Origin of the sequence: Bacillus sp. JNUCC-21 (assembly GCF_041222765.1) — a bacterium.
Taxonomy (GTDB): Bacteria; Bacillota; Bacilli; order Bacillales; family Bacillaceae; genus Bacillus; species Bacillus velezensis.
This window is the reverse complement of the sequence record NZ_CP166019.1, coordinates 235,688-262,614: the sequence shown is the minus strand read 5'-3', so window position 1 is coordinate 262,614 and position 26,927 is coordinate 235,688. Positions and strand designations below refer to the sequence as shown.

The following is a 26,927-nucleotide window of genomic DNA, read 5'->3' as shown; positions in this document are numbered from 1 at the left end:
TTGTCAAAAATCAGTAAGGTGGGAACATTATGAGCTATGGAGATTCTCGTGAAAAAATCCTCGCCGCGGCAACCAGGCTGTTTCAGCTTCAGGGGTATTACGGCACGGGGCTGAATCAGATTATTAAAGAAAGCGGTGCGCCGAAAGGTTCTCTTTACTATCATTTTCCGGACGGCAAAGAGCAGCTCGCCATTGAGGCTGTCAATGAAATGAGCCATTATATCCGTATGAAAATAAAAGAAAGCCTTGATGCCCATCCTGATCCTGCGGAAAGCATTCAAGCGTTTTTACAGGACTTATCAAGCCAATTCACATGTCCGGAGAACTTTGAAGGGTTTCCTGTCGGTTTACTGGCTGCCGAGACTGCTTTAAAGAGCGAAAAGCTCCAGCAGGCCTGTCAAAGCGCTTATCAGGAATGGGAGAATCTGTTCGCGGGCAAATTGAGATCAGCCGGTTTTTCTGATGAGAAAGCGGCGGAAATCAGCACTGTTTTAAATGCCATGATAGAAGGCGGCATCATTGTGTCCTTAGCCAAAAAAGACAAAATGCCGATCCTCCATATTTCTAAACAAATCCCGAACCTGCTGAAGACATAAAATACGAGAGACATGTACGTATAGAAAGAGAGGAGAATGATTTTGGAAAACGCTCAGCCTTCCAAACAATATAAAGTCATGCCGATCATGATTTCTTTACTGACGGCAGGGTTTATCGGCATGTTCAGTGAAACGGCGCTGAATATCGCCCTGACTGACCTGATGAAGGAGTTACATATCACTCCTGCGACCGTCCAGTGGCTGACGACGGGCTATCTGCTCGTTCTCGGTATTCTTGTCCCGGTATCGGGTCTGCTTTTGCAATGGTTTACGACGAGACAGCTGTTTATCGTTTCACTTGCTTTTTCCATTATCGGCACGCTGATTGCAGCGCTTGCGCCGAGCTTTCCGTTTCTTTTGGCGGCAAGAATCGTGCAGGCTTTAGGAACCGGGCTGCTGCTGCCGCTGATGTTTAATACAATCCTCGTCATCTTTCCGCCGCATAAGCGCGGAGCGGCGATGGGGACGATCGGGCTTGTCATCATGTTCGCTCCTGCGATCGGTCCGACATTTTCAGGGCTCGTGTTAGAGCATTTGAACTGGCATTGGATTTTCTGGATTTCCCTGCCGTTTCTTGTGTTGGCTCTTTTATTCGGCATCGCCTACATGCAGAACGTGTCCGACATTACAAAACCGAAAATTGACGTGCTTTCCATTATTCTGTCTACGATCGGGTTCGGCGGCATCGTATTCGGATTCAGCAATGCGGGCGAAGGATCAGACGGCTGGTCAAGCCCGACGGTTATCGGTTCGCTCACTGTCGGTGCGATCGCGCTCATCTTATTTTCCATCAGGCAGCTGACAATGAAGCAGCCGATGATGAATCTGCGCGCTTTCCGCTATCCGATGTTTGTTCTAGGTGTCGTGATTGTATTTATCTGTATGATGGTTATCTTATCAACAATGCTCCTATTGCCTATGTATTTACAAAGCGGACTGATGCTGACGGCGTTTACGTCCGGGCTCATCCTGCTGCCGGGCGGTATTTTAAACGGCTTTATGTCTCCGGTGACGGGGCGCCTGTTTGATAAATACGGACCGAAGTGGCTTGTCATTCCCGGGTTTGTCATCACGGCAGCCGTACTTTGGTTTTTCTCAAACATTACCGGCACTTCTACGGCCATTCTCATCGTCGTGCTCCACACATGCCTGATGATCGGCATTTCCATGATCATGATGCCGGCGCAAACGAATGGCTTAAACCAGCTGCCGCCGGAATTTTATCCTGACGGAACGGCCATTATGAATACGCTCCAGCAGATGGCCGGCGCAATCGGCACTGCGGTGGCGGTCAGCATCATGGCAGCCGGGCAGAAGAATTATATGAGCACCGTGAAAAACCCGAATGATCCTTCCGCATACTCTCACGCGCTGATTGCGGGCGTCCAGCACGCCTTTATCTTCGCGATGATTGTCGCAGTTATCGGCTTGATCAGCGCCTTCTTTATGAAACGGGTCAAAGTGAATCACTCATAAGAAAACAGCAGACTCCCCGTGAGTCTGCTGTTTTTTTATATACCGCGCGCTTTAGCCAGTTCATCAATCGCATACATCAGATCATCGGCCGTGTTATAGAAATGAGGCGCCAGCCGGAGGATATGTCCGCTGGGTGCGCATACGATGTTTTTCCGCCTCAACAGCGCAGCCGTTTCCGCCGCTTTTTCATCCCGTATGGAAATCATGCCGGGTCTGTCGTCGGCAGACGGAGGCCCTGTGAGGTGCAACCCTTTTTCAGAAGCGTATTCATACGCAAATGTGCTGAGTTTTTTTACTTCCCGGTGAATGCGGTCTGTGCCGGCATCGTTTACTAGAGATAAAGCCGCCTGTGCCGCATATATGCTGATAAATGCCGGGGTTCCGGTCTCAAAGCGTTTGGCTCCGTCCGCATAAGAAAAACGGGTTAAATCCAGCATCGACGCCCGCTGCTGCCCGAACCACCCGGTGACTTTCGGCTTCAGCCGTTCGGCAAGTTCCTTTCTGACATAAAGAAACGCCGTTCCCGGTATGCCGAGCATATACTTTCTCGCACCCGCGGCCAGCATATCAACTCCCCATTCTTTTACATCAATCGGGATGTGCCCCGCCGATTGATAAGCATCGACAAAAAGAAGCGATCCCTTCTTTGCGGATATCTCGGCAATGCGCTTCATATCCTGGACAAAACCGGACGTATATGACACATGGGGCACACAGGTGAAAAGCGTCTGTTCCGATATGTACGTCTCATACCGCTCTAACGGGATCATTCCGTCTTCAGACGGCACGACTGAAAGCTCCATCTCAGTCTGTGCCTTCAAAATGTGGGCGATCGCCGGAAAATCCAATTCCGTATACACCGCCTGTTTCTTTCGGCAATCCGGCAAAGCGGAAACGACGGCAGAGACAGCAGCCGTTACTGAAGGTAAAACGGCGATTTCTTCAGGATGGGCGCCGATCAATTTCGCAAATTCACACCTTGCCTGCTCCGTTCGTCCAATGGCTTCTTCCCAGTTTCCGCCATGCTGAAGCAGGCTTTCCTGATAGTCATTGACCGCTTTTGAAACCGGCAGGGCAAGAGCGCTTTGAGAGCAGCTGGCGAGCATCGTATGTGTGCGGAGCGCCGGAAATAAAGATCGGTATTGCACCAGAGGCGAATTCAAGACGTGTTTCCCCCTTCGGCAGGAATATATGTCCATTATAGAGTATGGTAAAAAGAAAAGGAGGGTTTTATATGGAGAAAAAAGTATTGCTGACAGGCTTTGACCCCTTCGGCGGGGAAACGGTCAATCCTTCATGGGAAGCGGTCAAACGGCTGAATGGTGCCGCTGAGGGCCCCGCCTCTATCGTATCTGAACAAGTGCCGACCGTTTTTTATAAGTCTCTTGCCGTGCTGCGCGAGGCGATCAAAAAGCATCAGCCTGACATTATCATCTGTGTCGGACAGGCAGGCGGCAGAATGCAGATCACGCCGGAACGGGTCGCGATCAATCTCAATGAGGCGCGCATACCGGATAACGAAGGAAACCAGCCTGTCGGGGAAAACATTTCTCAAGACGGTCCCGCGGCCTATTGGACCGGCCTTCCGATCAAACGGATCGTTGAGGAAATCAAAAAGGAAGGCATTCCCGCGGCTGTATCCTACACGGCGGGGACATTTGTATGCAATCACCTCTTTTACGGGCTGATGGATGAAATCAGCCGCCATCATCCGCACATCCGCGGCGGGTTTATACACATCCCGTACATTCCGGAGCAAACCTTGCAAAAGTCTGCGCCGAGCCTCAGCCTGGATCTCGTGACAAAAGCGCTCAAAATCGCCGCGGTGACCGCCGCGGCGCATGAGGACGATATTGAGACCGGCGGAGGCGAACTTCACTAAGCTGCAGACGCCGCCTCGGCCCATTTCTTCCGGTAAACGATGCGGGACAGCGTCACACTGATTTCATAGAGGACGAGCAGCGGAATCATGACGAGAAAGTCAGACATAAAATCCGGAGGCGTAATCAGCACCGAGACGACGATCAGCACAAAATACGAAAGCTTCCGCGCCTTTGCCAGCCGGGTTGGATTCACGATTCCGAGCCGTGTCAGAAACATGACGGCCAGAGGCATTTCAAACAAAAATCCGAACGGCAATGTAAGATTCAGCATAAAGGTAAAATACTTGTCCGCCGTAAATACCATGTCAAAATGGCCGGCGGATAATTGTGTTAAAAATCCGAGCACAATCGGAAACAGCACAAAATACCCGAAGGAAATTCCGATAATAAACAAAACCGAAAGCCCCGGAATGTAAAGCAAAGCGGCGCGGCGTTCAAACGGGGTCAAAGCCGGCGCCGTAAAACGCCAGAGCTGAAAAGCGGCAACCGGAATCGTTGCCGTAAGGGCGCATATTCCCGCAATCATCATATACACCCATAAAATCTCGCTCGGCCCTAAAACGGCCAGCCTGCCATCCAAATCCTTGATCAGCCAGTCATAAATATCCTGCACAAACCAGCAGGCGCCGATAAAAAACACGAGAAAGGCGATAACGGTTTTAATGAGACGCTGCCGGACTTCCTCTAAATGCCCGATCAAGTGGGTTTCTTTTTTATCCAATCGTACATCCTCCTTATAAAGAAAGAGGCAGAAGCGGATTCGTCTGCCCCCATGTCAGGATTCAGCCTGCCGTTTTGTCTTTCTCAGCCGTCTGCTTGTCCGGCTCTTCATTTGAGACCAGTGTTTTTGCGGCGCTTTTAAATTCAAGCAGCGTGCGGCCGGCGGCACGGCCGATTTCCGGAAGCTTTGAAGGCCCGAAAATGATGAGAGCGATGACGAAGATCAGGATCAACCCGGGAATGCCGATATTAGAAAACATGAGTGTGCCTCCTTATTGTGAGATTTTGGCCCGTTTCTTTCTCATTTGCTTTTCATGCGCATTGTTATGGGCGAAGAAACGATCCTCTTCCACCTCATTTGACTGCTTTACACCGCCTGCAACCGCAGCTTGAGAGACCTTCCGAATCCCCGTCTGGTCTTTCTGATAAATGAATGAAGCCCGCGTGGATACCTCAGCCCCCGGCTCCGTCACGTACGGCACCACTCTGTAATCCGCTCTCCATTGGGCAGGGGTCACCGTACAGCGGACATAGCCGCGGTAATCGTTGAAAAACTTAATATGCGGGTTTTGTTTTAAGATCTGATCCGTATCGGCCCGTTTATCCGCTCCGTTTCCTCCAGATGTAATGGAAGTCCCGACGAATTCGGCTCCGAAAATCTTTGAATTCGTTTGATTAAAATCGGTATGAAGGTTTGACGCCCAGCTTGCGTGAACATCACCCGTCAGCACGATGACATTGTTCAGGTTTTTGCTTTTTATAAAATTGATGACCCGCTCCCGCTGAGCCGGGTAGCCGTCCCATGAATCCATGCTGTATATCGGATTGGCGGTTGTTCCGAAATTCCATTGCGCGAAAAAGATTTGCTGCGCCAGCACATTCCACTTCGCTTTTGAGGCGGCTAAATTTCCGAAGAGCCATTGCTCCTGTTCTGTCCCCATCAATGTACGCTTCGGATCTCTCCACTCATCAGAAGGCGGCTTATTCCCGTCGCCGTTGGCCTGATCATCTCTGTACTGTCTTGTATCAAGCACATTGAACGAGGCTAAATTGCCATAAGAAAATTGCCTGTACAGCCGCATATCAGGACCGTTCGGCAATGACATTCGCCTGAGCGGCATGTGTTCATAATAAGCCTGGTAAGCTGCGGCCCTCCTGAGCACAAACGCTTCAACGGATTGGCCTTTTTCAGGGATAACATTGGCATAATTGTTTTCCACCTCATGATCGTCCCACGTCACGACCCACGGAAATGCGGCGTGGGCGGCTTTCAGATTGGCATCAGAGCGGTATTGGGCATGACGGTTGCGGTAATCTGTAAGTGTATACACTTCAGCGCTACTGTGCGTCCTGACATTTCCCGTTTTTGACACATATTCGTTCGGTCCGTATTCATAAATGTAATCTCCGAGATGGAACACGAGATCAAGCTTTTCCTTCGCCATATGTTTATACGCCGTATAATAGCCGTGTTCATACTGCTGGCATGAGGCAAATGCAAACGTCATGGCGGATACGTCAGCGCCGGGAGCGGGCAGCGTTTTCGTCCGGCCGACGGGACTGAGCTCATGCCCGCTTTTAAACCGGTAATAGTACACTTTATTGGGCTTGAGCCCGTCCGCCTCGACATGGACGGAGTGTCCGAGATTCGGCTTGGCCATTTCCGTTCCGCGTTTGACGATGTGACGAAAATGTTCATCAGCGGCGATTTCCCATTTTACCGGCACGGCCTGCTTCGGCATGCCGCCCCCATTCAGCGGGTCAGGGGCAAGACGCGTCCAGAGAATGACGCTGTCAGACAGCGGGTCGCCGGAAGCTACGCCGAGGGTGAACGGATAGTTTGAAAATTTCGGAGCGGCATTCACTTCAAACGCGCCGATGGATTGCGCGATCGCTAACCCGAGGGAAAGACCGGCGATTTTCCCGGCGCCCTGTATAAATGCGCGTCGGTCAAACGTATTATTCTGAAAGCTTTTGTTCTCCAATTCCTTGATCCATTCATCTAAACGGCCGTCATGTGTCATGTCAGTTCCCCTTTCGTCTCATTGATCGCCCTTATTATAAAAAAGAAATGTTAAACCGCTATGAAGAAGTGTGAAGGGTTTGTAAGGCTGAAAAATGGACGGCGGGAGACATTTTTCACATTGTTTCGACAAACCTTGCCCCGCCGGGAGAAAACCCCCTCTGTTTGTTTTTGGCTTGTCATCCGTCAAGCGCACTTTTTTCCTATTTTTCTTCACAAAAAATTAAAAAAACACCGTTCATTCTCAGAACGGTGCGCCCGGGATTAAAATGTATTGTACACGTTTTCGCACGTCTCACCTGTCGGCTGATAGAAGCAGTGGGATCTGAATCTGGCGACAAACGGCTGGCCATACCAAGTCTGCGGGCAGTTGCCCGGAGGCTTAAAATACCACAGGCTGAATTTAGCCGGCCAAAACCGTTCTCCGTTAATGTTCCTGCGGGCAAGCCTCCGCTCGGATTCACGCGGTCTCTGGTAAAAGTATCCGTGAGTCACCGCTTCAAACGCGTGCGGCTGAAACACCATCTGCCTGATGGTGCGCAGGCCTTTAAAATCAGAACAATTCGCCCGCACCCGATTGATTCCCACATTGCCGACCAAAAGCATTCCCTGCTTCCCTTCGCCTTCCGCTTCCGCCCTGAGCAGCCTTGCCATTAGATCGACATCGGCGCTCGACGCTTTTACGACTGCCATCATGACACCTCCCGTATTTTCTCCTTTCATCATATTCAGCAGCGGCCCAGTGATGACAGCCAAAAGCCAGAAAACAAATGTTCACGAAAAAAGGGTTTATATTTCACGGGATGAGGAAACATACTAACATGATTTCCATAAGGAGGAATTCGCATGGAACACATTAAAGCGCTTGCCATTAAAGGCATTATGACCATCATTATTCTGTATCTGATACTCGGCTTAGGTTTTCGCTTTACATTCGGCGACGTGCTGCTGATGACCATTGTGCTGGGAGCCGTTTCCTACTTTACGGGCGACCTGTACGTGCTTCCGAGATGGAATAATATCACGGCGGCGTCCGCTGATTTCGGAATCGCGTTTCTTGTTGTCTGGCTGATGGGAATGCCGCTGTCCATGGGCATTTCCGGAGGAAGACTGGCGTTTGCCGCTCTTATTTCCGCCGTCATCATCGCCGTCGGAGAATATTTTTTCCATATCTATCTGATGAGAAAAGACTTGGGCGGGTCCCGTTTTTTAGAACCCCGGTCCGAATAACGTAAAAAAGGCCGGATAAAAGCCCCTTTAAAGGGGGCTTTTTATTTGTAAAGTATAAACGCTTTATACATCTTGATATAACTGATAAACCCTTTTCAGCCTTTCTTCGAGCTGTTCAAAATGAACAAAGCGGGCTTCTCTCAGAAACTCAGTCCCATCAATGAACAAAAGAAGCACGGGAACAGTGAAGACTGAAAATCTGCCGGCCACCTCTTCTACCTCGTCAGCATTGATATGCCCCAATTTGATATTCGGAAACTGATCCAATACTTTTCTGAGCTGCGGCAGAACAGCGTGACATACTGTACAGGCGGGTCTTGAAATGTAGATAAAACTGAATTGATGCTGTTTAATAAAATTCTCGATAGAATCTAATGAATGTAATTCTGCCATCTCTTTCATCAAAACCCTCCTCCAAATCGGCTCGTCTTTCATGACCAAGCTCATCAATACTCGTACATTCACTATACACATTTATATTGAACATATCCGCTTTTTTGCTATTCAGAGCACCTGAACGTTGTGCTTGAAAAATAAAAGAACAGTTACCGCTTTTCAGTAACTGTTCTTAGATACTTATATTAAAAATGCAAAGCGTACGCCCCTGAACCGATGAGTGCAACTCCGATGGAGACTGCAATCAGCACCAAGTTATATTCAAAACCGCCGGCACCGTTGGCAAATCCTTTCGCTCCATGGACTTTTACGATCGCACCTAACATAATAATCGTTATAATAGCAGCTCCGAGCGGGAGGAAAACACCTAAAATAAATAGAATTCCGCTTGCGAGTTCCCCGAGACCTGATAAAGCGGCCGCGGCATTGCCTGGTTTAACTCCAATTGACTCGAACCATTGTCCGGTTCCTTTAATTCCATATCCGCCAAACCAGCCGAATAATTTTTGTGATCCATAAAACAGAAACACCACACCAATCATGATTCGAATAAGTAATAGTCCTGCATCTTCCATTTTTATCTCTCCTTATTTTTCATATTATATGATGTCTGCAAGGCAGCTGTTTACCAACAGTCGCTTCCAGCAAACATCTGTTAAATGTATGTCTTGTTATTTTTCTTCATGCTTCACGTTCATCTATCAATCAATCTAATTCTCTCACTTCAAACGGCAGCAGCCCTTGTTCAATTTGTGCCCGGTGCGGTTCATACTGCTCAGGGAGCATCAGTTTTCCGCCCATTGTTTCTTGTGACTCATCATGGGCAAAGCCAGGCGGATCAGTTGCGATCTCAAATAAGATTTCCCCATGTTCTCTGAAGTAAACCGCATTAAAATAGTTTCTATCCTGAACAGGAGTCACACCATATCCGTGCGCAGCAATGAACCTTTGCCAATCTAATTGATCTTCGTCATCCTGAGCCCGCCAAGCGATGTGATGGACCGTGCCGACACCCATTTGCCCGCGGCCGATAGGCGTTAATTTAAGATCAATCACATTTCCTATATCACCGGCAGAACGATAACGAACGAAGTCGCCTTCTTTACCGACTCGCTCAAGTCCCATGATGTTTTCCAGCAGTTTCCCTGTTTTTTCAGGCTGTGCTGATAACAGGGTCGCACCGCCAAAGCCTTTAATGGCAACATCCGGGGTTACGTCTCCGAACGTCCACGTATTGGCTTCTCCTTCTTCTCTTTCCACGATTTCTAAGTGCAGACCGTGCGGGTCATCAAATTCTATATATTGTTCTCCAAAACGCTCGATTTTTGTGTATGGAATGTTGAACTTTTCAAGTCTCTTTTCCCAAAACGCCATGGCACCCTTCGGCACGGCGTAAGATGTCACGCCAACCTGTCCGTCTCCAATGATGCCTTGGCGGGCGCCCGCCCATGGAAAGAATGTGATGATTGTTCCCGGCTTCCCGCCTTCATCCCCAAAATAAAGGTGATACGTACCCGGATCATCAAAATTGACCGTTTGCTTGACCAATCGCAGCCCCAGCACTCCAGCGTAGAAATCAGCATTCTCTTGAGGGTGACCGACAATCGCCGTAATATGATGGATGCCCATCGTTTTTTTCGCCATTTTTATTCGCTCCTTTACAAATAGTTAAATATACTCCACAAACTCATTCACAGGCTTTCGGTAGCCGCGCGGCCTTCTGCTTTCTATTTTTTCTTTCCCGATTGTAATCATCATGACGACCTCAAATTGATCATCTATATTCAAAATCTGTTTCACGGCTTCAGCATCAAACCCTATCATCGGACAGGTGTCCCAGCCTTTTTCCTTAGCACTCAGCATAAACATCATCGCAGAAAGTGAAGCATTTCTTATCGCCTCATCTCTCTTAAATGGTTCTCCCCTGTTTTCATAAAACGAAACGGTGTCTTGAACCATGTGATCATACTCTTGTTTATTTAATACCCCCAGCATCTTCAATCCTTCATAGATGTCAGCCGCTTGCTGATATGCCTGCTTATCCCCTAAAACCAAAAGAACAGCTGATGAGCTAAACACTTTATATTGTCCGTTTGCGGCCTGCTTCAGCTTTTCTTTTACATCCGGGTCAAGAACCGTCACATATTTTGTGTGCTGCAAATTAAAAGCTGATGGAGCCAACGCAACTAATTCAAACATTTCGTTGAGTTCATCTCTTGTGATTGGATGTTCTGGAAGAAAGTTGCTTGCAGATCTTCTTTCATTCACTAGCTGTACAAATTCAGCCATTTCCCTCGTACCCCCTTTATCTCGAATTCGAGATATTATAGTATAAAAAACCAAATAACATATGATCAAAAAACGAAACGTTCTCTTCACTGATCTTTTCGTGATTCAAACGATCAGAAGGTTCTTATCCTGCACTCTAATTAAATTATCTTGAATTAAAAAATCTTGAATTCGAGATAATAATAAAAGATAAATACTCAAATGTCAACAGTTCTTTTTTTAATTCAGCCCCATTTTGTCTGTGTACTGTTTAGCCCTGCTCCAACTTTTTTTCTGTCACCTTATTTATTAGTAAACAGGAAAAAACCTTGCTATAGACCCACTCGAAACTGAATTGGTACGATAAGCAAAGTGATTACACAAGAAAGGATACGGAGAGCGAATCAAAAGCGCCTCTATTTTTTTGTGCAGTTTTATAGGAGGAAAAAATGACAAGTGAAAGAGAACAAATAAGCAAAAAAGTTGCTTTGATTGCATTGATAGCCAATCTGATCTTAATGGCAGGAAAGATCTTTTTTGGACTGATAGGCGATAGTGAAGCAGTTTTTGCCGACGGTATACATTCTGCAGCGGATGTCGTGGCTTCAATTGCTGTCCTGGCCGTCATCGGCATTTCTAATAAGCCGCCCGATCAAGACCATCCTTTCGGGCATGGCAAAGCTGAGGTCATCAGCGAAGCGATTGTAGGAATCATATTAGTGCTCGTTTCCGTGTATATTCTGATAGAAGCGATTTCGTCCTTTGTTGAAGGTCCAAGCATCCCGCAATACAGCGCATTGTTTGCGGCTCTGATATCCTACGCGGCTAAGCAGATCTTATATCGTTATTCGATCAAACAAGGGGAAAAATGGAACAGTAAAGCGATTATAGCGATTGCATACGATCATAAAGGCGATATCGTTGCCTCTCTTGCCGCTTTTATCGGCGTCCTATTGGCGATTATCGGGAACACACGCGGATGGTCCTATCTGTTGTACGCCGATGCAATTGCCAGTGTCATCGTGGCGTACCTTATTTTTAAGATTTCAATGGAATTAATCAAGCCGTCTGTTGACGTTCTCATGGAAAAAAGTGTTGATCCCGAACTGATAGAGGAATATAAAGCCGTTATTTTGCATTGCCCTCAAGTCAAACGGCTCGATAAAATCCGAGCAAGAGAACACGGCCACTATAAATTGCTTGATGTCCGGTTATCTTTGGATCATGATTTGACGATTAAGCAGGGACACGATATTGCCCGCGAAATCCGAAATGAAATCCAAAGACACTTTTCAGATGTTGAAGAAGTGCTCATCCACGTGAATCCTTATTTTGAAGAATGAAAAAGCAGCTTGTAGAGAAAATGATGTTTTTCTACAAGCTTTTTTGTTTTGTGCTGTTTCTTTACATATTCATTTGATTTCAGGTGCAGAAAAAGCATTCCCACATGCCTAGCCTTGCTTGGCTGGGTATGTGGCAATCTTCCACATCATTTTGAATAAGATCAGCGGATCAAGTGAGCGCTGCAGTAAGGTGTGACCTTTTCAACGATGAAAGAGAAGTCTATGTATTTATCAATTTTTCGAAGAAGGTGATCCTCTTCGACGAGTTGGTCAAACAGAACGAATTCGGCTGTGTTTCGAGAAAAATTTCTTGTGTGGAACATGAGGAAGACACCATTTTTTTCAGTCTTTCTTTTATTTTATGACAGGGGAAACATAAAGGCTGTCGAGGTTTTCTCGACAGCCTGAAGGCCGGATAACGGCCTTTTTCGTTTGATTTCACTGATCAATATGCTTTCTGATAAAATGCAGCAGCGTGTTTCCTTGAGCGGTCAATATGACGCCCTTCGCGCCGCACTTCGGACAGGGCGTCCCTTCCTTCTCCTCGCCGGTTCCTTCACAATGCGGACACGTGAGCTCAAGATCGTCGGTTGCGATCACCATGTATATCCCTCCTTTTTTGATTGTCTGTCCGTCTCCAGTCACTTTCCATGGCCATCACCTCCTTAACAATACAAAAAAACCCCGTCCATCAAAGGACGAGGTTTTCGCGGTGCCACCTTTATTAACGGCTGATAAGCCATTCTCTCAAAAAGTACAGAAACACACGGTTTCAATACTCCTTTCTTGATAACGGGGAAAAAATCCCGGCACCGCCTACTGTCATTTCAGCGCAGCAATTCAGAAGCCCATTCGGCACCGGACGGGGATCGGTTCACAGCGGCCACCGACTCTCTGAACCCCGCGCGCTGATGCGTACTTACTCTTCCTCAGCATTGTTCATCCGTTCTTTTATTTTAAAATGTATCATACGCTGTCATCCGGCGGAAGTCAATAACCTTTCGGATCGGTCAGGCCGAGCATGTCCCGCGCCATTTGCATATGCTCCTCTTGCCCCGTCTGAAGCGCAAACTTCGCCGTTTCCACAGGGTAAGCGGCCTGCCATTCTGTCACATGCTGATTTTCGTTTACAAAAATATGCGGAGGGTGCAAGCCATGGATCAGCGCGGAAAAAATCAAGCCAGTACGAGCTGTCATTTATCCACGTTTGCCATCTTTTCCAATGCCAGCTTACCGGCTGCCTCCGCTGACAAATTTTGATCCTTCGCGTAAATCTTTCGCCTCCAAAAAGAAGACGTGAATGAATTTTTTCATATTCACTTTAACCCGAGAAAGCGGCACGGTTTCCTTAGCCTGCATTTCTTTCATTCTCTTGCTGACAGCGGGGAAATCAAAGAATTTCGAGGCGTAATATTCAAATTTGGGGTTTGAAAAATCAGTTGTGCCCAATGAAGCGAAATGGTTTAACGAATGAATGACGGCCCTTCTGATCCGCTGTTCCGAGGCTTTGATTTCCCTGTTAACCTCGGCTTGTGCCGCCGCAGGCCCCAGCTTCCGGATGGCGACGTTTGTAAACATCTGCTTTAAAGACGGGATGTTTCTTTCCGCCTGTTCATCCTCAAATAAATAGTGAAGGACGGCCATGAGGTCATGCGCCCCGCTTTCTCCCACGATGCCTAATTCCGATAAAAGAAATTTTCCTGTTTCTTTGATTGATTTCTCGCGCATCCCCCCCGGCCCGCTTTTTTTCGGCTCATTCCGCTGAATAAGACGGCTTAACGAGTGTTGGATGTCGCCGATCGAGGTTTCCAGTTCAATCCGCTCTTTTACTTTTCGCAAAACGGTGACGATCTCGATTTTGTTGATCGGTTTGTGAATGAAATATTCGATGCCGAGAGAATAAGCTTCTCCCACCATTTCCTTTGCCTCCACCTGCGATATCATCACCGCTTTTCCGTTGTACGATCCCTGAAGATGCCGGATCGTCTCAATCCCGTCCCGACCCGGCATCAGCAGATCAATTAATAAAATATCGACTTGTTTAAAATGGAGATAATGCCCTTCAATCTGGCTTCCGTCCTCTGCCTCACCGACGACTTCTCCTAAGTCCTCGTCCTCGATCATCTGTTTTAAAATGGAACGGATCGCCCGGTCATCATCAGCTATAAAAAAACGCATATTATGAGTTCATCCTTTCTGCAATCAAATGCTTCACCGGCAGTTTAATCGTAAATATGACGCCTTTTGGCTTGTTATGAAAGGAAATGTCTCCGTCAAGTTCAGTTACGATTTCCTTCACGTAAGTAAGCCCGATGCCCGTTGAAGGTGTGCCGAATTCATCGTATTTGGACGTAAACCCGGGATCATAAACGACCTCTCCGATTTTTTCCGGAATGCCGGGACCGTCATCTTCCGCCTGGAATTCAGCCTTTTCTCCTTCCGCCCTGCGCAGCGCGAGGCGGATCTCACCCCTGTCTCCCATGGCTTCGACGGCATTGGCGGTCAGGTTATTTAAGATCGACAGGACGGTAAAGACGTGATAATCGGGATGTTCTCCTTCAATCACGCTCCGGAATTGAATGTCCTTGCCTAAAGATTCGGCGTATTTTTCATTGATTCGGATGACGATGCCGACCAGAGCGGCGGCATTCATGTAATCCCGGAATCTCTCATTGGAAATCAGCTTCGACAAACCGGCGAATATTCGCTGATTGTCTTTTTTCACTTCATGAATTTCTCCCGCAAGGCGCAGCATTCGGCTACCGAGCTCCCGGTCGTTCCCGCTCATTTCCCGATATAGCTGATAGGATTCTTTCGTCACATGCTCCGTCGTTTTCAGCGTTTTTTTCAAATGAATCGTTTCTTCATATAAGTTGGACACAATCATCAGCATGTGCTCATGCTGCTTTCTCGTTTGTTTTTCCCTGACCTGAGATTCGTGCAGCTTCATCACGTTGAAAAAACTCAGCACAATAAATGTGTGAGAAACAGCGATAACCGCAATATCCGCCAGCTTGTCCGGCATCATAATCTGCCGGCCGCCGGAAAACTGAACCGTCATTTCAACGGCATCGGACGCAATTTCAATGAGAAAACCGAGAAACCCGATCATCAGCGGCCGATCCCAAAAAAGCCTGACCTTCAGCACATAAAACAAGCAGGCATATGTAAAGTAAAAAAAGAAACTGGGATATTGGCTGAAAAAAGCCTCCGTAAAGCCGGCATGCTCTCCTCCCCAGCACTCCAGGCCGATCCGGAATGCCACAACGGCTGCACCTGTCAACAGCCCTGACAATACTGCCGGCACATGCCGAAGCAGCAGCAGAAAAAAGAAAAAAGCCGGGGCGCCGAAGCTGATCCGATATACCTCATTCAGGGGGTAAAATTTCAGTTCCCCCGCCAGCGGCACGGTGATCAGCATAAGGGCGAAAAGATAGCCGTCTTTTTTCAGTAAATAGTCGAGCCTGATCATAATCACTTCCTTCTTCTGTCTATTTTGAACAAGACCGATACAGTCCGCAAATTTCTTTAGACCCGAATGACGGGACGCTCCGGCTGATTTATAAATCTATCGGCTTATTTTAAGAATGATTTTGTCGTATTTTGTATGATTCTGTAGATGTCATTATACATTAACATGGAACACGCTATTTTTGAAAACGTTTTCCAAGACCGGTTTCCGCTTCGGACAGGCTTGCAATAGAGGAGGAATGTTATGAAAGATATGGTCAGAGAGCGCCTTGAAAAAGAGGAACTGGCTTCACTTTTACAAGATTGGGTCGAGCATTACCGACCGTTTTCCGTCAATGGAAAAAGCGCAAATTATATACCCGCCCTCGGAGAAATCAACGACTCTCAGCTGGGCATTTGCATATTAGAGCCGGATGGCTCAATGATTCATGCCGGTGAATGGAATGTCCCGTTCACATTGCAGAGCATCTCAAAAGTCATCAGCTTTATTGCCGCCTGCATGAACAGAGGCATTTCTTACGTGCTGGATCGTGTGGACGTGGAACCGACGGGTGATGCGTTTAATTCTATCATCCGGCTTGAAATCCATAAACCCGGGAAGCCCTTCAACCCGATGATCAATGCCGGCGCCATTACCGTCGCCTCGCTGCTTCCGGGTGAAACGGCGCATGATAAATTAGAATATCTCTTTTCCGTTTTTGAAAAATTAATAGGAAAACGCCCACACATTCACGAGGAGGTCTTCCGTTCTGAATGGCAGACCGCGCATCGGAACCGAGCGCTCGCCTACTATTTAAAAGAAACGAACTTTCTCGAGGCGGATGTGGAAGAAACGCTTGAAGTGTATTTAAAGCAGTGCGCCATGGAGGGTACAACCGAGGACATCGCTTTAATCGGATTGATACTTGCGCATGACGGATACCATCCGATCCGACGGGAACAGGTCATTCCGAAAGATGTCGCGAAACTCGCCAAAGCCCTGATGCTGACGTGCGGAATGTACAATGCGTCAGGCAAATATGCGGCTTTCGTCGGCGTCCCGGCCAAAAGCGGGGTATCCGGCGGCATTATGGCATTGGTTCCCCCAAGCGCCAGAAGAGAACAGCCTTTTCATAACGGCTGCGGCATCGGCATTTACGGTCCGGCCATTGATGAATACGGCAACAGCCTGACCGGCGGCATGCTGCTGAAACATATCGCACAGGAGTGGGAGCTCAGTATTTTTTAATCAAACGAACCAAGAGGTGATTGGATGCAGGAATTCCTTGAAAATGTAATCGGCTCGGCAAATGATTTTTTATGGTCAAAACTGTTAATCGTACTGCTTCTTTCTCTGGGACTGTTTTTTACGTTCAGATCAAAGGGTCTGCAAGTCCGCATGCTGAAGGAAATGATCCGGGTTTTGAAGGAAGGCGCGGCCGCCCGGACAAAAAACAGCATTTCCCCGTTTCAGGCATTTTGCATCAGTATGGCGGCGCGTGTCGGAACCGGGAATATTACCGGAATCGCCATTGCGATCTCACTCGGCGGTCCGGGCGCTATTTTCTGGATGTGGATTATCGCAGTCATCGGTTCGGCTTCAAGCTTTGTTGAAAGCACGCTGGCCCAAATTTATAAAGTAAAAGATCAAAACGGATTCCGCGGGGGCCCGGCCTATTACATGGAAAAGGGCCTGAAGAAACGCTGGATGGGCGCGCTGTTCGCCGTATTAATCACACTGTCATTCGGGGTTGTTTTTAATTCCGTTCAATCCAATACGATCAGCGTCGCCTTTCAAAACGCATTCGGCACCAGCCGGCTTACATTGGGCATTATTTTAATCGTGGTTTTCGGCGGCGTGATTTTCGGCGGCGTCAAACGAATTGCGAAAATGGCGGAATACATCGTAGTCGTCTTGGCCGTTTTATATATCGGTGTCGCTTTCTTTGTCATTCTGACGAACATCACCCAATTGCCCGGCGTTCTGTCGCTAATCGTAAAAAATGCGTTCGGCATTGATCAGGCAGCGGGCGGCGCTTTAGGTGCGGCCTTGATGCAAGGTGTAAGACGCGGGATTTTCTCAAATGAAGCGGGTATGGGAAGCGCTCCGAACGCGGCGGCGACAGCTACAACGAGCCACCCGGTGAAACAGGGGCTCATTCAGGCATTCGGCGTCCTGACGGATACGCTCGTCATTTGTACAAGCACGGCGCTTATCATTTTATTTTCAGACGCGTATCACCAGCCGGGACTGAGCGGCATCGCGCTTTCTCAGGCCGCCTTGAGCGATCATGTCGGCGCATGGGCGTCAGGTTTCCTTGCCGTCTTAATGCTTTTGTTCGGCTTCAGCGCTCTGATGGGCAACTATTATTACGGAGAAACCAATATCGGATTTTTAAGCCAGAACAAAAAATGGCTGTTCATTTACCGCATCTGCGTGCTCGGGATGGTACTGTTCGGCTGTATTTCCAAAGTCCAGCTTGTGTGGGATATGGCTGACTTATTCATGGGCTTAATGGTGGTCGTGAACTTAATCGCGATTTTCCTTCTGTCGAAAAAAGCGTTTGCCGCTTTGAGCGATTATGCCCGGCAAAAGAAAGCCGGAAAGGACCCCGTCTTTTACAGAGATGTGCTCCCTGATGATGACGGGATCGACTGCTGGGAGTATTCAGACATCGCGAAAAGTGCGAAAGGCAAACACATTTCCTAAACAAAAGGTGTTCGGGCAGCGTCCTGAACACCTTTTTTCTGCCGGTTCATTGACAAAGAGAATAGCATCCATTACCCTTTTTATATATTTTCAGTAAAGTCAGAAAGGAGGGCCTATGAATCCCATTACACAAATATTAAATGAATACCCGGTTATGATCATAGACGGCGCGATGGCAACCGAGCTTGAGCGGATGGGCTGTGATTTACATGACGATCTGTGGTCGGCCAAAATTCTTTTGGAGAGGCCAGAACTGATCAAACAGGTGCATGCAGAATATTTTGCCGCCGGCGCTGATTGCGCGATCACCGCCAGTTATCAATCGACAATTGAAGGATTTGCAGCGCGCGGCATCCCGGAAACCGATGCGATACGTCTCATTCAGACATCTGTTGAACTTGCCGCACAAGCACGCGATGAATTTTGGGCGCATGAAGAAAACCGTTTACACCGGCCCAAACCTTTGGTCGCCGCTTCTATCGGACCTTACGGCGCGAGCCTCGCTGACGGCTCAGAATATCGCGGGCATTACGGACTGACGGAGGATGAGCTGATCAGCTTTCACCGCCCCCGGATGAAAGCCCTTATAGAATCCGGCGCCGATCTTTTGGCCTGTGAGACCATTCCGTGTCTGTCAGAAGCAAAAGCGATCACAAGGCTGCTGGAGGAATTCCCCGGCACTTATGCATGGATGAGCTTCAGCGCCAAAGACGGACGGCATATCAGCGAAGGCACGCCTATTTCCGAATGTGCGGCCCTGCTTGACTCCTGCAGCCAAATCGCAGCGATCGGCATCAACTGCACACCGATTGAACATATTCCGCCGCTGATAGAAGAAATCAAACGGGCAACGTCCAAACCGATTATCGCCTATCCGAACTCCGGCGAACAATATGACCCAGTGACAAAAACCTGGAAAGGCGCAGCGTGCGAAAACCATTTCGGAAAAAGCGCGCAAAGCTGGTACGAAAACGGCGTGAGCCTGATCGGCGGCTGCTGCCGGACGAAACCCGCGGACATTCAGGCCATTGCCGATTGGGCCAAGACCTTAAAAACAACTTGACTAATCGGAATAGTTTGTATATTCTATTCAAAAAGCCGGTTCGCCGGAATCTCGTGCCGTTCGCCGGCATGAGATTTTTTATTAGGACGGCCCTCGCAGAAAGTTGGAAAACAATGAACAACAAGAACGAGACGAATTTTCAGAGAAGTATGAAAAGCAGACACCTCTTTATGCTATCACTTGGAGGTGTGATCGGAACGGGGCTGTTTTTAAGCTCTGGGTATACCATTCATCAGGCGGGTCCGGCGGGCACCATTTTCGCTTACCTTTTGGGCGCGGGCATCGTCTATCTTGTCATGCTTTGCCTTGGTGAACTGTCAGTGGCCATGCCGGTGACGGGCGCATTCCACACCTATGCGAAAACCTATATCGGGCCGGCGACGGGCTTTACGGTCGCATGGCTGTACTGGCTGACGTGGGCGGTGGCGCTGGGCTCTGAATTCACGGCGGCCGGGCTTTTCATGCAGCGTTGGTTCCCGCATACTTCAGTTTGGATGTGGAGTGCGGTATTCGCTCTTTTCATCTTTTTATTAAACGCCTTCTCCGTGAAATTTTTTGCTGAATCGGAGTTTTGGTTCTCAAGCATTAAAGTCTTAGCCATCTTACTGTTTATTTTATTGGGCGGAGCGGCGATGTTCGGCATCGTCCCGATGAAAAGCGGTGAGGCCGCACCTATGCTGTCGAACTTTACGGATGGCGGCAGCCTTTTTCCAAATGGCTTTTTCCCGATACTGATGACGATGCTTTCAGTAAACTTCGCTTTTTCAGGGACGGAATTGATCGGAATCGCCGCAGGGGAAAGCGCCGATCCGGAAAAAACCGTTCCGCGCGCCATTAAGACTACAGTCTGGCGGCTGGCGCTTTTCTTTATCGGAACGATTTTTGTGCTGTCAGGGATGATCTCCATCAAGGAAGCCGGTGTGATTGAAAGCCCGTTCGTCACGGTATTTGACAGAGTCGGCGTGCCTTATGCGGCCGATCTGATGAATTTCGTCATTTTAACGGCGCTTCTGTCTGCGGCCAATTCAGGGCTGTACGCGTCATCACGTATGCTGTGGTCCCTGTCTAAAGAAGGGGAGCTTCATCCCGCCTTTGCCAGGCTGACCTCTAAAGGCATTCCTTTTAACGCTCTGATCTTCAGTATGATCGGCGGCATTCTGTCGTTGTTGTCAAGCGTATTTGCAGCGGATACAGTCTATCTTGTTCTCGTCTCCGTCTCAGGATTTGCGGTAGTGGCTGTGTGGATGAGCATCGCCGCATCGCAATTTTTGTTCCGAAGACGGTTTCTTACAGAAGGGCACCAGCTTTCAGACTTGAAATACAGGACGCCGGGATATCCGGCCGTACCGATAGCGGCCTTTCTCCTGTGCCTCGCCTCCTGTATCGGCATCGCTTTTGATCCGAACCAGGCCATCGCCCTTTATTGCGGAATTGCATTTATGGCCGTTTGCTACACCGCTTATTACTTGAAAAACCGGAAAAGCAGAGCCCGCGTGCAAGCCGTAAAATCCCAATAACCAAAAAAAGAACCCTGCAGCGCAAGGGTTCTTTTTTCATTTATACTTCAACCACCCATCTGAACGAATCCCGCACCTTCCCGACTTGGATGCCGGCAATCGTTTCATAGAGCCTTTCTGACACTTCACCGATCAAACCGTTATTCAGTTCAATCGTTTCTCCATGAATGTGCAGCGCGCCGACCGGCGAGATGACGGCCGCGGTTCCCGTACCGAATACCTCTGACACCTTGCCTCTCATCGCAGCCTCATAGATGTCATCAATGGCGACCTGTTCTTCCCTGACGCGGATGCCCCAGCTTTTTAACAGCTCTATCACAGATGCGCGTGTGATGCCCCCGAGAATGCTTCCGTTTAACGCCGGCGTTACGGCCTCTCCGTTTATAATGAAAAAGATATTCATACTCCCTACCTCTTCGGCATATTTCTTTTCCACCCCATCGAGCCAAAGCACCTGATCATACCCCAGTTCTTCGGCTTTCCGCTGAGCCTGTAAGCTGGCCGCATAATTTCCGGACGTTTTGACGTCGCCCACTCCGCCGGTGACGGCACGCACATACTCATCCTCCACATAAATACGGATCGGTTTCAGCTGATCGCCGTAGTACGAACCGACAGGCGTCAGAACTACCATGAACTTGTAACGCTTTGACGGCCGGACGCCTAAAGAAGGCTCAGTCGCAATTACAAACGGACGGATATATAAAGAGGTTCCTTTTTCTATCGGTATCCATTCCTGCTCCAGCTCCACCAATTGTATCAATGCCTCCAGCGCCAGCTTCTCGTCAAGAGGCGGCATGCTCATCCGCCGTAACGATTTATTCAGCCGTTTTATATTTTGGTCAGGACGGAACATCAATACCCGGCCGTCTTCTGACCTGTAAGCCTTCAGCCCTTCAAATACGGCCTGCCCGTAATGGAAAACCGATGCGGAAGGATCCAGATGGACCGGTTCATAAGGGGTGATTCTCGGATCATGCCACCCTCTCTCCTCTTCGTAATCCATGACAAACATGTAATCTGTGAAGTACTTGCCAAACCCCAATGAAGCGGAGTCCGGTTTTTCTTTTCTTGCTGTGACCTTACGTCTTTCAATCAGTTGATTCAACAAAAGCACACCTTTCTTGTAATTGTTCAAATTTTCAGTCTTTTGTAAGCTGCCTGTTTTCTCTGCCTGAATCGTGTATGCACAGATATATGAGGATGCAGTTGACCGTATCATATCAAATATACCACTTATAAGAGGATAATTATCAAAATTTTTGATATTTTCAAGCGAAAATCTAACTTTATTTTATTCTGCTTGATTTTTTTCAATGAGGACTTTCTGTCATATTAAATGATTGCGCTTACATAATGTAAAGCAATCCTTTCTTTCGCACAGTCAATCATGTGACAAATTTATGGCGAATAGGAAGGTGGTTGCCGCCTGCTTCACGAATTACGTATGAAATGCGCAAGTAAAAGGGGGATTCGCTTGAAAAAATTTATCGCATTCCAGATTTTGATCGCTTTAGCCATCGGAGCATTGATCGGCCACTTCTTCCCGGATTTCGGGATGGCGCTGCGGCCCGTCGGGGACGGATTTATCCGCCTGATTAAAATGATTGTCGTGCCGATCGTGTTTTCGACCATTGTTATCGGAGCCGCCGGCAGCGGCAGTATGAAAAAGATGGGCAGTCTCGGCATCAAAACGATTATTTGGTTCGAAGTGATTACGACGCTTGTTCTGGCGCTCGGTCTGTTATTGGCGAACGTGCTGAAGCCGGGAGTCGGCCTTAACCTCTCTCATCTTGCTAAAAAAGATATTCACGAGCTTTCCGGTTATACGGAAAAAGTAGTCGACCTGAAACAAATGCTTCTTGATATTATCCCCGTTAACATCATTGACGTCATGGCGAAAAACGATCTTCTCGCCGTCATTTTTTTCGCGATTTTATTCGGTGTTGCCGCAGCCGGCATCGGCAAAGCCTCCGCACCTGTCATGAGTTTCTTCGAATCCACGGCAAATATTATGTTCAAGCTGACGCAAATGGTAATGGTCACCGCTCCGATCGGCGTTCTCGCCCTGATGGCCGCCTCTGTCGGGCAATTCGGAATCGCGCTTTTGCTTCCGATGCTGAAGCTGATCGGCACTGTGTTCCTCGGGCTGTTCCTGATACTCTTCGTTCTGTTTCCGATCGTGGGGCTTATCTTTAAAATCAAATACTTTGAAGTGCTGAAAATGATTTGGGATCTGTTTTTGATCGCTTTCTCCACGACAAGCACAGAAACCATTCTGCCTCAGCTGATGGATCGGATGGAGAAATACGGCTGTCCGAAGCGGGTCGTCTCCTTTGTGGTTCCGTCAGGTTTATCGCTGAACTGTGACGGCTCAAGCCTCTATTTATCGGTGTCCTGTATTTTTCTGGCGCAGGCGTTTCATGTGGAGATGCCGCTTTCTCAGCAGCTTCTGATGATGCTTGTGCTCGTCATGACAAGCAAAGGCATTGCCGCCGTCCCGTCAGGCTCACTCGTCGTGCTTCTGGCGACAGCGAATGCCGTCGGTCTCCCCGCGGAAGGCGTCGCCATCATTGCCGGTGTCGACCGCGTCATGGACATGGCGAGAACTGGCGTCAACGTGCCCGGCCATGCGGTCGCCTGCATCGTCGTGTCCAAGTGGGAAAAAGCATTCAAATATAAAGGACCCGTCACGGCAGACCAGACCGCCCGGACAGAAAGTATGTAAACACAAAAAAGACCACCTTATTGGTGGTCTTTTCTATTAATCAATCGCCGCATGATCCTCTTTTTCAATCAAAGCAAGGCGTTCATTGATTTCTTCCTGAGTCATTTCGTGCTCTTTCACATACATGTTGCGTTCGTTCGTACGGCATTCGTGACTGCAGCTGCGCATGTATTTGTATTCATTCTCAGGTGTGCAGATCATTTTTTTATTACATGCCGGATTTGCGCAGTTCACATAACGCTCGCACGGCTCGCCCGTGAAATAGTCTTTTCCGATGATAACGTGCTCTACACGGTTGACCGGTACGCTGATTCTTTCGTCAAACACGTAGCACTGTCCGTCCCACAGCTGCCCTTTCACTTCAGGATCTTTACCGTAAGTGACAATACCGCCGTCAAGCTGGGACACGTCTTCAAAGCCCTTCTTCAGCAGCCAGCCGGAAAATTTTTCACAGCGTACGCCGCCTGTGCAGTACGTGAGGATTTTTTTGCCTTCAAGCATGTCTTTGTGCTCTTCAATCCAGTCCGGCAGCTCACGGAACGCCTCAATATCAGGTCTGACCGCTCCGCGGAAATGACCGAGGTCATACTCATAGTCGTTTCTGGCGTCGATCACGATCGTGTCAGGATCCTGCATTTGCTCATAAAAATCTTTCGGTTTCAAATGCTTGCCCGTCGTGACATTCGGATCAACATCATCTTCGAGACGAAGCGTCACCAATTCTTTTTTATGGCGCACAAACATTTTGCGGAATGCATGTCCGTCAGCCTCGTCAATTTTGATCGGCATGTCGGCAAAGCGCGGATCAGCTTTCAGCGCATTCATGTATTGTTCCGTCTGTTCAACCGTTCCGGACACCGTACCGTTAATGCCTTCCTCAGAAATCAAAATACGGCCTAACAGACCGAGCTCCTTACAAAACTTCAAATGCTCAGCCGTGAACTCCTCAGGCTCATCAATCTTTACATATTTATAATAAAGTAAAACTCTATATTGTTTTTCCATGATTTATACACCCTGTTCAATTATATTAATGATTGCACACTCTACTATATCATACAGGAAAACGGGCGAAAGATGAACATTTCCGTCCGTACTCTTTCTTCCAGTCACGCTTCGCCTTTTAAAACCTGCTGAAAATAAAACCGATACGTGTTGCGCAAAAAGGTCTCAAGCGAAAGGCCGGCCGCGGTCTGATACTTGCCGATAATAAACGGAAAACGGTCACGGCCTTTTGCCCGCAAAAGATAGGCGCTGTCTTCAGCCAGTTCTGAGATGAGCGCCTCAACGACAGGCCGGCATGCGTCCCGCACGGCTTCAAGAATTTGCTGATCCCCTGTATGCTGGTACTGCTCTATCAGCTTTGCCAAATCCTTTTCTTCCATAATATTCACTTCCTTACACCATATAAAAAAGAGGAGCAGCTTTTATAAAGCGGACGCCTCCTCCTGTGACTCCGCATAACCGATGATCTGGCCGACCTGTAATTCACGGCCTTCAGTCAGGTTATCCGAAGGGGTAAACATATCTTTCTCGAATACTAAAATAACGGTCGATCCAAATGAAAAATAGCCCAGCTCTTCTCCCGTCTCAAGCCTGTTTCCGGTGTTTGTCTGAACGATCGAGTTAATATTCATCGCACCTACCGGAATCATGAGCATCTGCTGGTCAGCACGGGTCAGCTCGTACACATAACGGTAATTTTTTGAGAGCACATCTTTCCCGTACTTTAACCCCATCGTATTAACGGGATAGGAGCGTTTCCCCAGCTCGGCCAGCTTCTGATACGTGCAGCTGACGGGAGAATGGAAGCGGTGGTAATGTCTCGGGCTCAGATAAAGCACGGCAAAACACCCGCCGTTATACTTGTGATCGGCGCTTTTAAACCCCGTCAGTTCGGCGAACGAATAATCCTTCCCTTTTACCATGAAAGTTTGATTAGGATTAATCATGCCCACCGTCTGAACGACGCCGTCCACCGGGCTGACGATGGCGTTCTTCTCTTTTGCCACGGGGCGGAGATTCAAATTAATATCACGAATGAAAAATGACGCCAGTGAATCAAAGTCAGAAGCCGTACGTTCCGTTTCATTCCAGTTGATGCGATAGTGTTTGGAAAACAGCGGAATCATCGGCTTGCTCAGTTTCGATTCACAGAAGTTTTTAATGAGATAAGACGTCAATCGATTATTAGTCAGTTCAATCAATGAACGGTAGAGAACTTTAGCGGCAGTATTAAACATTGATTACTCCTATGAATTTTCCTATAGTAATAAAAATAAAACACCATAAAAACGCTCCGATGGCGGCGAAGCATAAGTAGGTTTTGAATTCCATTCTGCCGATTCCGGAAAAGTAGCAGGTCACGTGTCTGATGCCGGGGATGAAATAACCTAAAATAATGGTGTACGGCCCGTACTTCTTCATCCACCTGTCTACTTTCTCCATCCTCTTTTCTTTCAGGCCGACCCATTTCCCGAACTTATTAATAAACGGCCGGCCGGCTTTTCTGCCGATGAAGTAGCTGATAATCATCCCCAGGAGCGCTCCGATAAAGCTGATCAGAATGGAGAGCCCGTAATTCAGCACGTTTAAATGAGCGAAGTAGCCTACAAGCGTCATCATGACTTCATCCGGAATAGGCAATCCGATAATACCGAGTGTCAGCATAAGAAAAATCGCGATATATCCGTAATCGGATATTAATTGCTGAACTAATTCCATCTTCTGCTCTCCAGGTTTTCAGGCGCCTGTTTTTTAAAGTGCGGAAATTTAATGTTGCTGACCATTAAATAACCGAGCGCGATCGTTCCCGCCCCCAGAAGAAAAGCGTTATTGATAAAGCTCAAAATGACAAGACACATACCCGCAAACGGAATCGGCATCCCGATAAACGTCGGCAGCTTGCTTTGTTCAATATTAAATCTGGAAAGACGGATCATCCCGCAGATACTGTAGGAAAGCGCGATTAAAATTCCGATGAACGGAATCGTATATAGTGAAACACTGTAAGCGAGCATGGACGGCGCAACGCCGAACGTCACGAGATCAGCAAAAGAGTCAAGCTCCCTTCCCATCTCCGATACCGCGTTCAGCTTACGGGCGGCCAAACCATCAAAGAAATCAAGAAACATCCCGGTGAAAATAAAAATCACCGCAGAGTGTATATTATGATACAAAAGGGAATGAATCGATAAGAGCCCGCAAATAAAATTTCCAATTGTAATCATACTAGGTATATAATTCACAGTTTACACAAACCTCCAATTAAAACCATATCAAATCGGACTGCGTATGCATAAAGGCTCCATTTTACGGAAACATAAAATGAAATTCTTTCAATGCTATCATTCAAATTCTTTTATTATACAGCATTTGGTGTTATTTGAACAATCTAATCTGGTGATTTTTGTTTTTTCGCCGTTCATATTAAGGTAAGCAATCATGGTTTCCTCTATTCCGGATTACCCTGCTTAAATATTCCATGCTGCGATCCGGATTGTCCGTTCTTGATGAATGAAAAG

Annotated in this window: 28 protein-coding genes, 2 pseudogenes and 1 other annotated feature; of the genes and pseudogenes, 10 read left to right on the top strand and 20 right to left on the bottom strand. The window is 47.9% G+C overall.

The genetic code is table 11. The features are described from left to right. Window positions 1-29 precede the first annotated feature (29 nt). The gene (locus tag JNUCC21_RS01465; protein WP_007409030.1) at window positions 30-596 is read left to right on the top strand and encodes a TetR/AcrR family transcriptional regulator; all 567 of its coding nucleotides are present in this window, start codon (window positions 30-32) and stop codon (window positions 594-596) included. Between the two features lie 36 nt (window positions 597-632). Then, window positions 633-2,072: a lincomycin efflux MFS transporter Lmr(B) gene (lmr(B), locus tag JNUCC21_RS01460; protein ID WP_032865253.1), complete on the top strand. Its 1,440-nt coding sequence runs from the start codon at window positions 633-635 to the stop codon at window positions 2,070-2,072. Window positions 2,073-2,107: 35 nt separating this feature from the next. Here lmr(B) and JNUCC21_RS01455 read toward each other — a convergent pair whose 3' ends face one another. After that, window positions 2,108-3,235: an aminotransferase class V-fold PLP-dependent enzyme gene (locus tag JNUCC21_RS01455; protein ID WP_369878504.1), complete on the bottom strand. Its 1,128-nt coding sequence runs from the start codon at window positions 3,233-3,235 to the stop codon at window positions 2,108-2,110. Between the two features lie 71 nt (window positions 3,236-3,306). Between JNUCC21_RS01455 and pcp the strand changes: the two genes are divergently transcribed. Beyond that, on the top strand, window positions 3,307-3,954 hold the full coding sequence (pcp, locus tag JNUCC21_RS01450; protein ID WP_007409027.1) for a pyroglutamyl-peptidase I: 648 nt from the start codon (window positions 3,307-3,309) through the stop codon (window positions 3,952-3,954). On the opposite strand, the gene tatC is transcribed toward pcp, so the two are convergent. From tatC to JNUCC21_RS01430, 4 genes are all read right to left on the bottom strand, one after another. Continuing rightward, window positions 3,951-4,676: a twin-arginine translocase subunit TatC gene (gene tatC / locus JNUCC21_RS01445; protein WP_033575134.1), complete on the bottom strand. Its 726-nt coding sequence runs from the start codon at window positions 4,674-4,676 to the stop codon at window positions 3,951-3,953. The two genes, pcp and tatC, sit on opposite strands and share 4 nt — an antisense overlap. A gap of 61 nt (window positions 4,677-4,737) precedes the next feature. Further along, window positions 4,738-4,935, bottom strand: a complete 198-nt coding sequence (locus JNUCC21_RS01440; protein ID WP_003156681.1) for a twin-arginine translocase TatA/TatE family subunit — start codon at window positions 4,933-4,935, stop codon at window positions 4,738-4,740. Window positions 4,936-4,947: 12 nt separating this feature from the next. Beyond that, window positions 4,948-6,699 carry an alkaline phosphatase gene (locus JNUCC21_RS01435; RefSeq protein WP_169510045.1) on the bottom strand — a complete coding sequence of 584 codons (1,752 nt, stop codon included), beginning with the start codon at window positions 6,697-6,699 and terminating at the stop codon, window positions 4,948-4,950. A 263-nt stretch (window positions 6,700-6,962) separates the two neighbouring features. After that, complete coding sequence (locus tag JNUCC21_RS01430; RefSeq protein ID WP_003156683.1) at window positions 6,963-7,391, bottom strand: cell wall hydrolase; 429 nt, start codon at window positions 7,389-7,391, stop codon at window positions 6,963-6,965. Window positions 7,392-7,544: 153 nt separating this feature from the next. Between JNUCC21_RS01430 and JNUCC21_RS01425 the strand changes: the two genes are divergently transcribed. Next, a complete protein-coding gene (locus JNUCC21_RS01425; protein WP_003156684.1) occupies window positions 7,545-7,928 on the top strand; it encodes a DUF2512 family protein in 384 nt (127 codons plus the stop codon). A gap of 63 nt (window positions 7,929-7,991) precedes the next feature. Here the strand turns inward: JNUCC21_RS01425 and JNUCC21_RS01420 are convergent, their stop codons facing one another. The 4 genes from JNUCC21_RS01420 to JNUCC21_RS01405 form a co-directional block, all read right to left on the bottom strand. After that, entirely contained in the window at window positions 7,992-8,330 is a 339-nt protein-coding gene (locus JNUCC21_RS01420; protein WP_007409022.1) for a thioredoxin family protein, read from the bottom strand. Window positions 8,331-8,509: 179 nt separating this feature from the next. Continuing rightward, window positions 8,510-8,899, bottom strand: coding sequence for a DoxX family protein (locus JNUCC21_RS01415; protein WP_007609195.1), 390 nt, complete (start codon window positions 8,897-8,899; stop codon window positions 8,510-8,512). 130 nt (window positions 8,900-9,029) lie between these two features. Beyond that, complete coding sequence (locus tag JNUCC21_RS01410) at window positions 9,030-9,968, bottom strand: ring-cleaving dioxygenase (RefSeq protein WP_076425773.1); 939 nt, start codon at window positions 9,966-9,968, stop codon at window positions 9,030-9,032. A 24-nt stretch (window positions 9,969-9,992) separates the two neighbouring features. Continuing rightward, window positions 9,993-10,613: a nitroreductase family protein gene (locus JNUCC21_RS01405; protein ID WP_011996264.1), complete on the bottom strand. Its 621-nt coding sequence runs from the start codon at window positions 10,611-10,613 to the stop codon at window positions 9,993-9,995. A 428-nt stretch (window positions 10,614-11,041) separates the two neighbouring features. Here JNUCC21_RS01405 and JNUCC21_RS01400 point away from each other — a divergent pair, with 428 nt between their 5' ends. Further along, a complete protein-coding gene (locus JNUCC21_RS01400) occupies window positions 11,042-11,935 on the top strand; it encodes a cation diffusion facilitator family transporter (protein WP_011996263.1) in 894 nt (297 codons plus the stop codon). A gap of 141 nt (window positions 11,936-12,076) precedes the next feature. Here JNUCC21_RS01400 and JNUCC21_RS01395 read toward each other — a convergent pair. The 5 genes and pseudogenes from JNUCC21_RS01395 to JNUCC21_RS01375 all read right to left on the bottom strand — a co-directional run. Further along, a pseudogene (locus JNUCC21_RS01395) lies at window positions 12,077-12,258 on the bottom strand (IS5/IS1182 family transposase); the annotation flags it as partial. A gap of 115 nt (window positions 12,259-12,373) precedes the next feature. Next, entirely contained in the window at window positions 12,374-12,538 is a 165-nt protein-coding gene (locus tag JNUCC21_RS01390; RefSeq protein WP_007409016.1) for a tryptophan RNA-binding attenuator protein inhibitory protein, read from the bottom strand. 88 nt (window positions 12,539-12,626) lie between these two features. After that, window positions 12,627-12,877, bottom strand: a binding site (T-box leader). A 48-nt stretch (window positions 12,878-12,925) separates the two neighbouring features. Continuing rightward, window positions 12,926-13,157 (bottom strand): annotated as a pseudogene (locus JNUCC21_RS01385) (hypothetical protein); the annotation flags it as partial. Between the two features lie 8 nt (window positions 13,158-13,165). Further along, a complete protein-coding gene (locus tag JNUCC21_RS01380) occupies window positions 13,166-14,113 on the bottom strand; it encodes a DNA-binding domain-containing protein (protein WP_150940972.1) in 948 nt (315 codons plus the stop codon). A gap of 1 nt (window position 14,114) precedes the next feature. Further along, a complete protein-coding gene (locus JNUCC21_RS01375; RefSeq protein WP_023356687.1) occupies window positions 14,115-15,407 on the bottom strand; it encodes a sensor histidine kinase in 1,293 nt (430 codons plus the stop codon). A 243-nt stretch (window positions 15,408-15,650) separates the two neighbouring features. Between JNUCC21_RS01375 and JNUCC21_RS01370 the strand changes: the two genes are divergently transcribed. The 4 genes from JNUCC21_RS01370 to JNUCC21_RS01355 all read left to right on the top strand — a co-directional run bounded on the left by JNUCC21_RS01370 (window position 15,651) and on the right by JNUCC21_RS01355 (window position 20,675). Continuing rightward, window positions 15,651-16,634: a glutaminase gene (locus JNUCC21_RS01370; RefSeq protein WP_007409011.1), complete on the top strand. Its 984-nt coding sequence runs from the start codon at window positions 15,651-15,653 to the stop codon at window positions 16,632-16,634. Between the two features lie 24 nt (window positions 16,635-16,658). Next, window positions 16,659-18,095 carry a sodium:alanine symporter family protein gene (locus tag JNUCC21_RS01365; protein WP_025284172.1) on the top strand — a complete coding sequence of 479 codons (1,437 nt, stop codon included), beginning with the start codon at window positions 16,659-16,661 and terminating at the stop codon, window positions 18,093-18,095. A gap of 115 nt (window positions 18,096-18,210) precedes the next feature. Further along, window positions 18,211-19,158, top strand: a complete 948-nt coding sequence (mmuM, locus tag JNUCC21_RS01360) for a homocysteine S-methyltransferase (RefSeq protein WP_094031462.1) — start codon at window positions 18,211-18,213, stop codon at window positions 19,156-19,158. A 113-nt stretch (window positions 19,159-19,271) separates the two neighbouring features. Then, window positions 19,272-20,675, top strand: a complete 1,404-nt coding sequence (locus JNUCC21_RS01355) for an amino acid permease (protein ID WP_161620106.1) — start codon at window positions 19,272-19,274, stop codon at window positions 20,673-20,675. 40 nt (window positions 20,676-20,715) lie between these two features. On the opposite strand, the gene JNUCC21_RS01350 is transcribed toward JNUCC21_RS01355, so the two are convergent. Continuing rightward, window positions 20,716-21,783: a branched-chain amino acid aminotransferase gene (locus tag JNUCC21_RS01350; protein WP_369878503.1), complete on the bottom strand. Its 1,068-nt coding sequence runs from the start codon at window positions 21,781-21,783 to the stop codon at window positions 20,716-20,718. Between the two features lie 369 nt (window positions 21,784-22,152). On the opposite strand from JNUCC21_RS01350, the gene gltP reads away from it, so the two are divergent. Next, a complete protein-coding gene (gene gltP / locus JNUCC21_RS01345; protein ID WP_007409006.1) occupies window positions 22,153-23,403 on the top strand; it encodes a glutamate-aspartate/proton symporter GltP in 1,251 nt (416 codons plus the stop codon). Between the two features lie 36 nt (window positions 23,404-23,439). On the opposite strand, the gene JNUCC21_RS01340 is transcribed toward gltP, so the two are convergent. From JNUCC21_RS01340 to pssA, 5 genes are all read right to left on the bottom strand, one after another. Next, window positions 23,440-24,408, bottom strand: coding sequence for a rhodanese-related sulfurtransferase (locus JNUCC21_RS01340; protein ID WP_052827005.1), 969 nt, complete (start codon window positions 24,406-24,408; stop codon window positions 23,440-23,442). A gap of 104 nt (window positions 24,409-24,512) precedes the next feature. Then, on the bottom strand, window positions 24,513-24,788 hold the full coding sequence (locus tag JNUCC21_RS01335; RefSeq protein ID WP_023356685.1) for a hypothetical protein: 276 nt from the start codon (window positions 24,786-24,788) through the stop codon (window positions 24,513-24,515). Window positions 24,789-24,830: 42 nt separating this feature from the next. After that, complete coding sequence (locus JNUCC21_RS01330) at window positions 24,831-25,646, bottom strand: phosphatidylserine decarboxylase (protein WP_015239079.1); 816 nt, start codon at window positions 25,644-25,646, stop codon at window positions 24,831-24,833. Beyond that, window positions 25,639-26,127 (bottom strand): DedA family protein, encoded by a 489-nt coding sequence (locus JNUCC21_RS01325; RefSeq protein WP_003156711.1) that lies wholly within the window; start codon window positions 26,125-26,127, stop codon window positions 25,639-25,641. The genes JNUCC21_RS01330 and JNUCC21_RS01325 overlap by 8 nt, the downstream gene beginning before the upstream one ends. Further along, the gene (pssA, locus tag JNUCC21_RS01320) at window positions 26,118-26,651 is read right to left on the bottom strand and encodes a CDP-diacylglycerol--serine O-phosphatidyltransferase (RefSeq protein WP_007409002.1); all 534 of its coding nucleotides are present in this window, start codon (window positions 26,649-26,651) and stop codon (window positions 26,118-26,120) included. The genes JNUCC21_RS01325 and pssA overlap by 10 nt, the downstream gene beginning before the upstream one ends. Window positions 26,652-26,927: the final 276 nt, after the last annotated feature.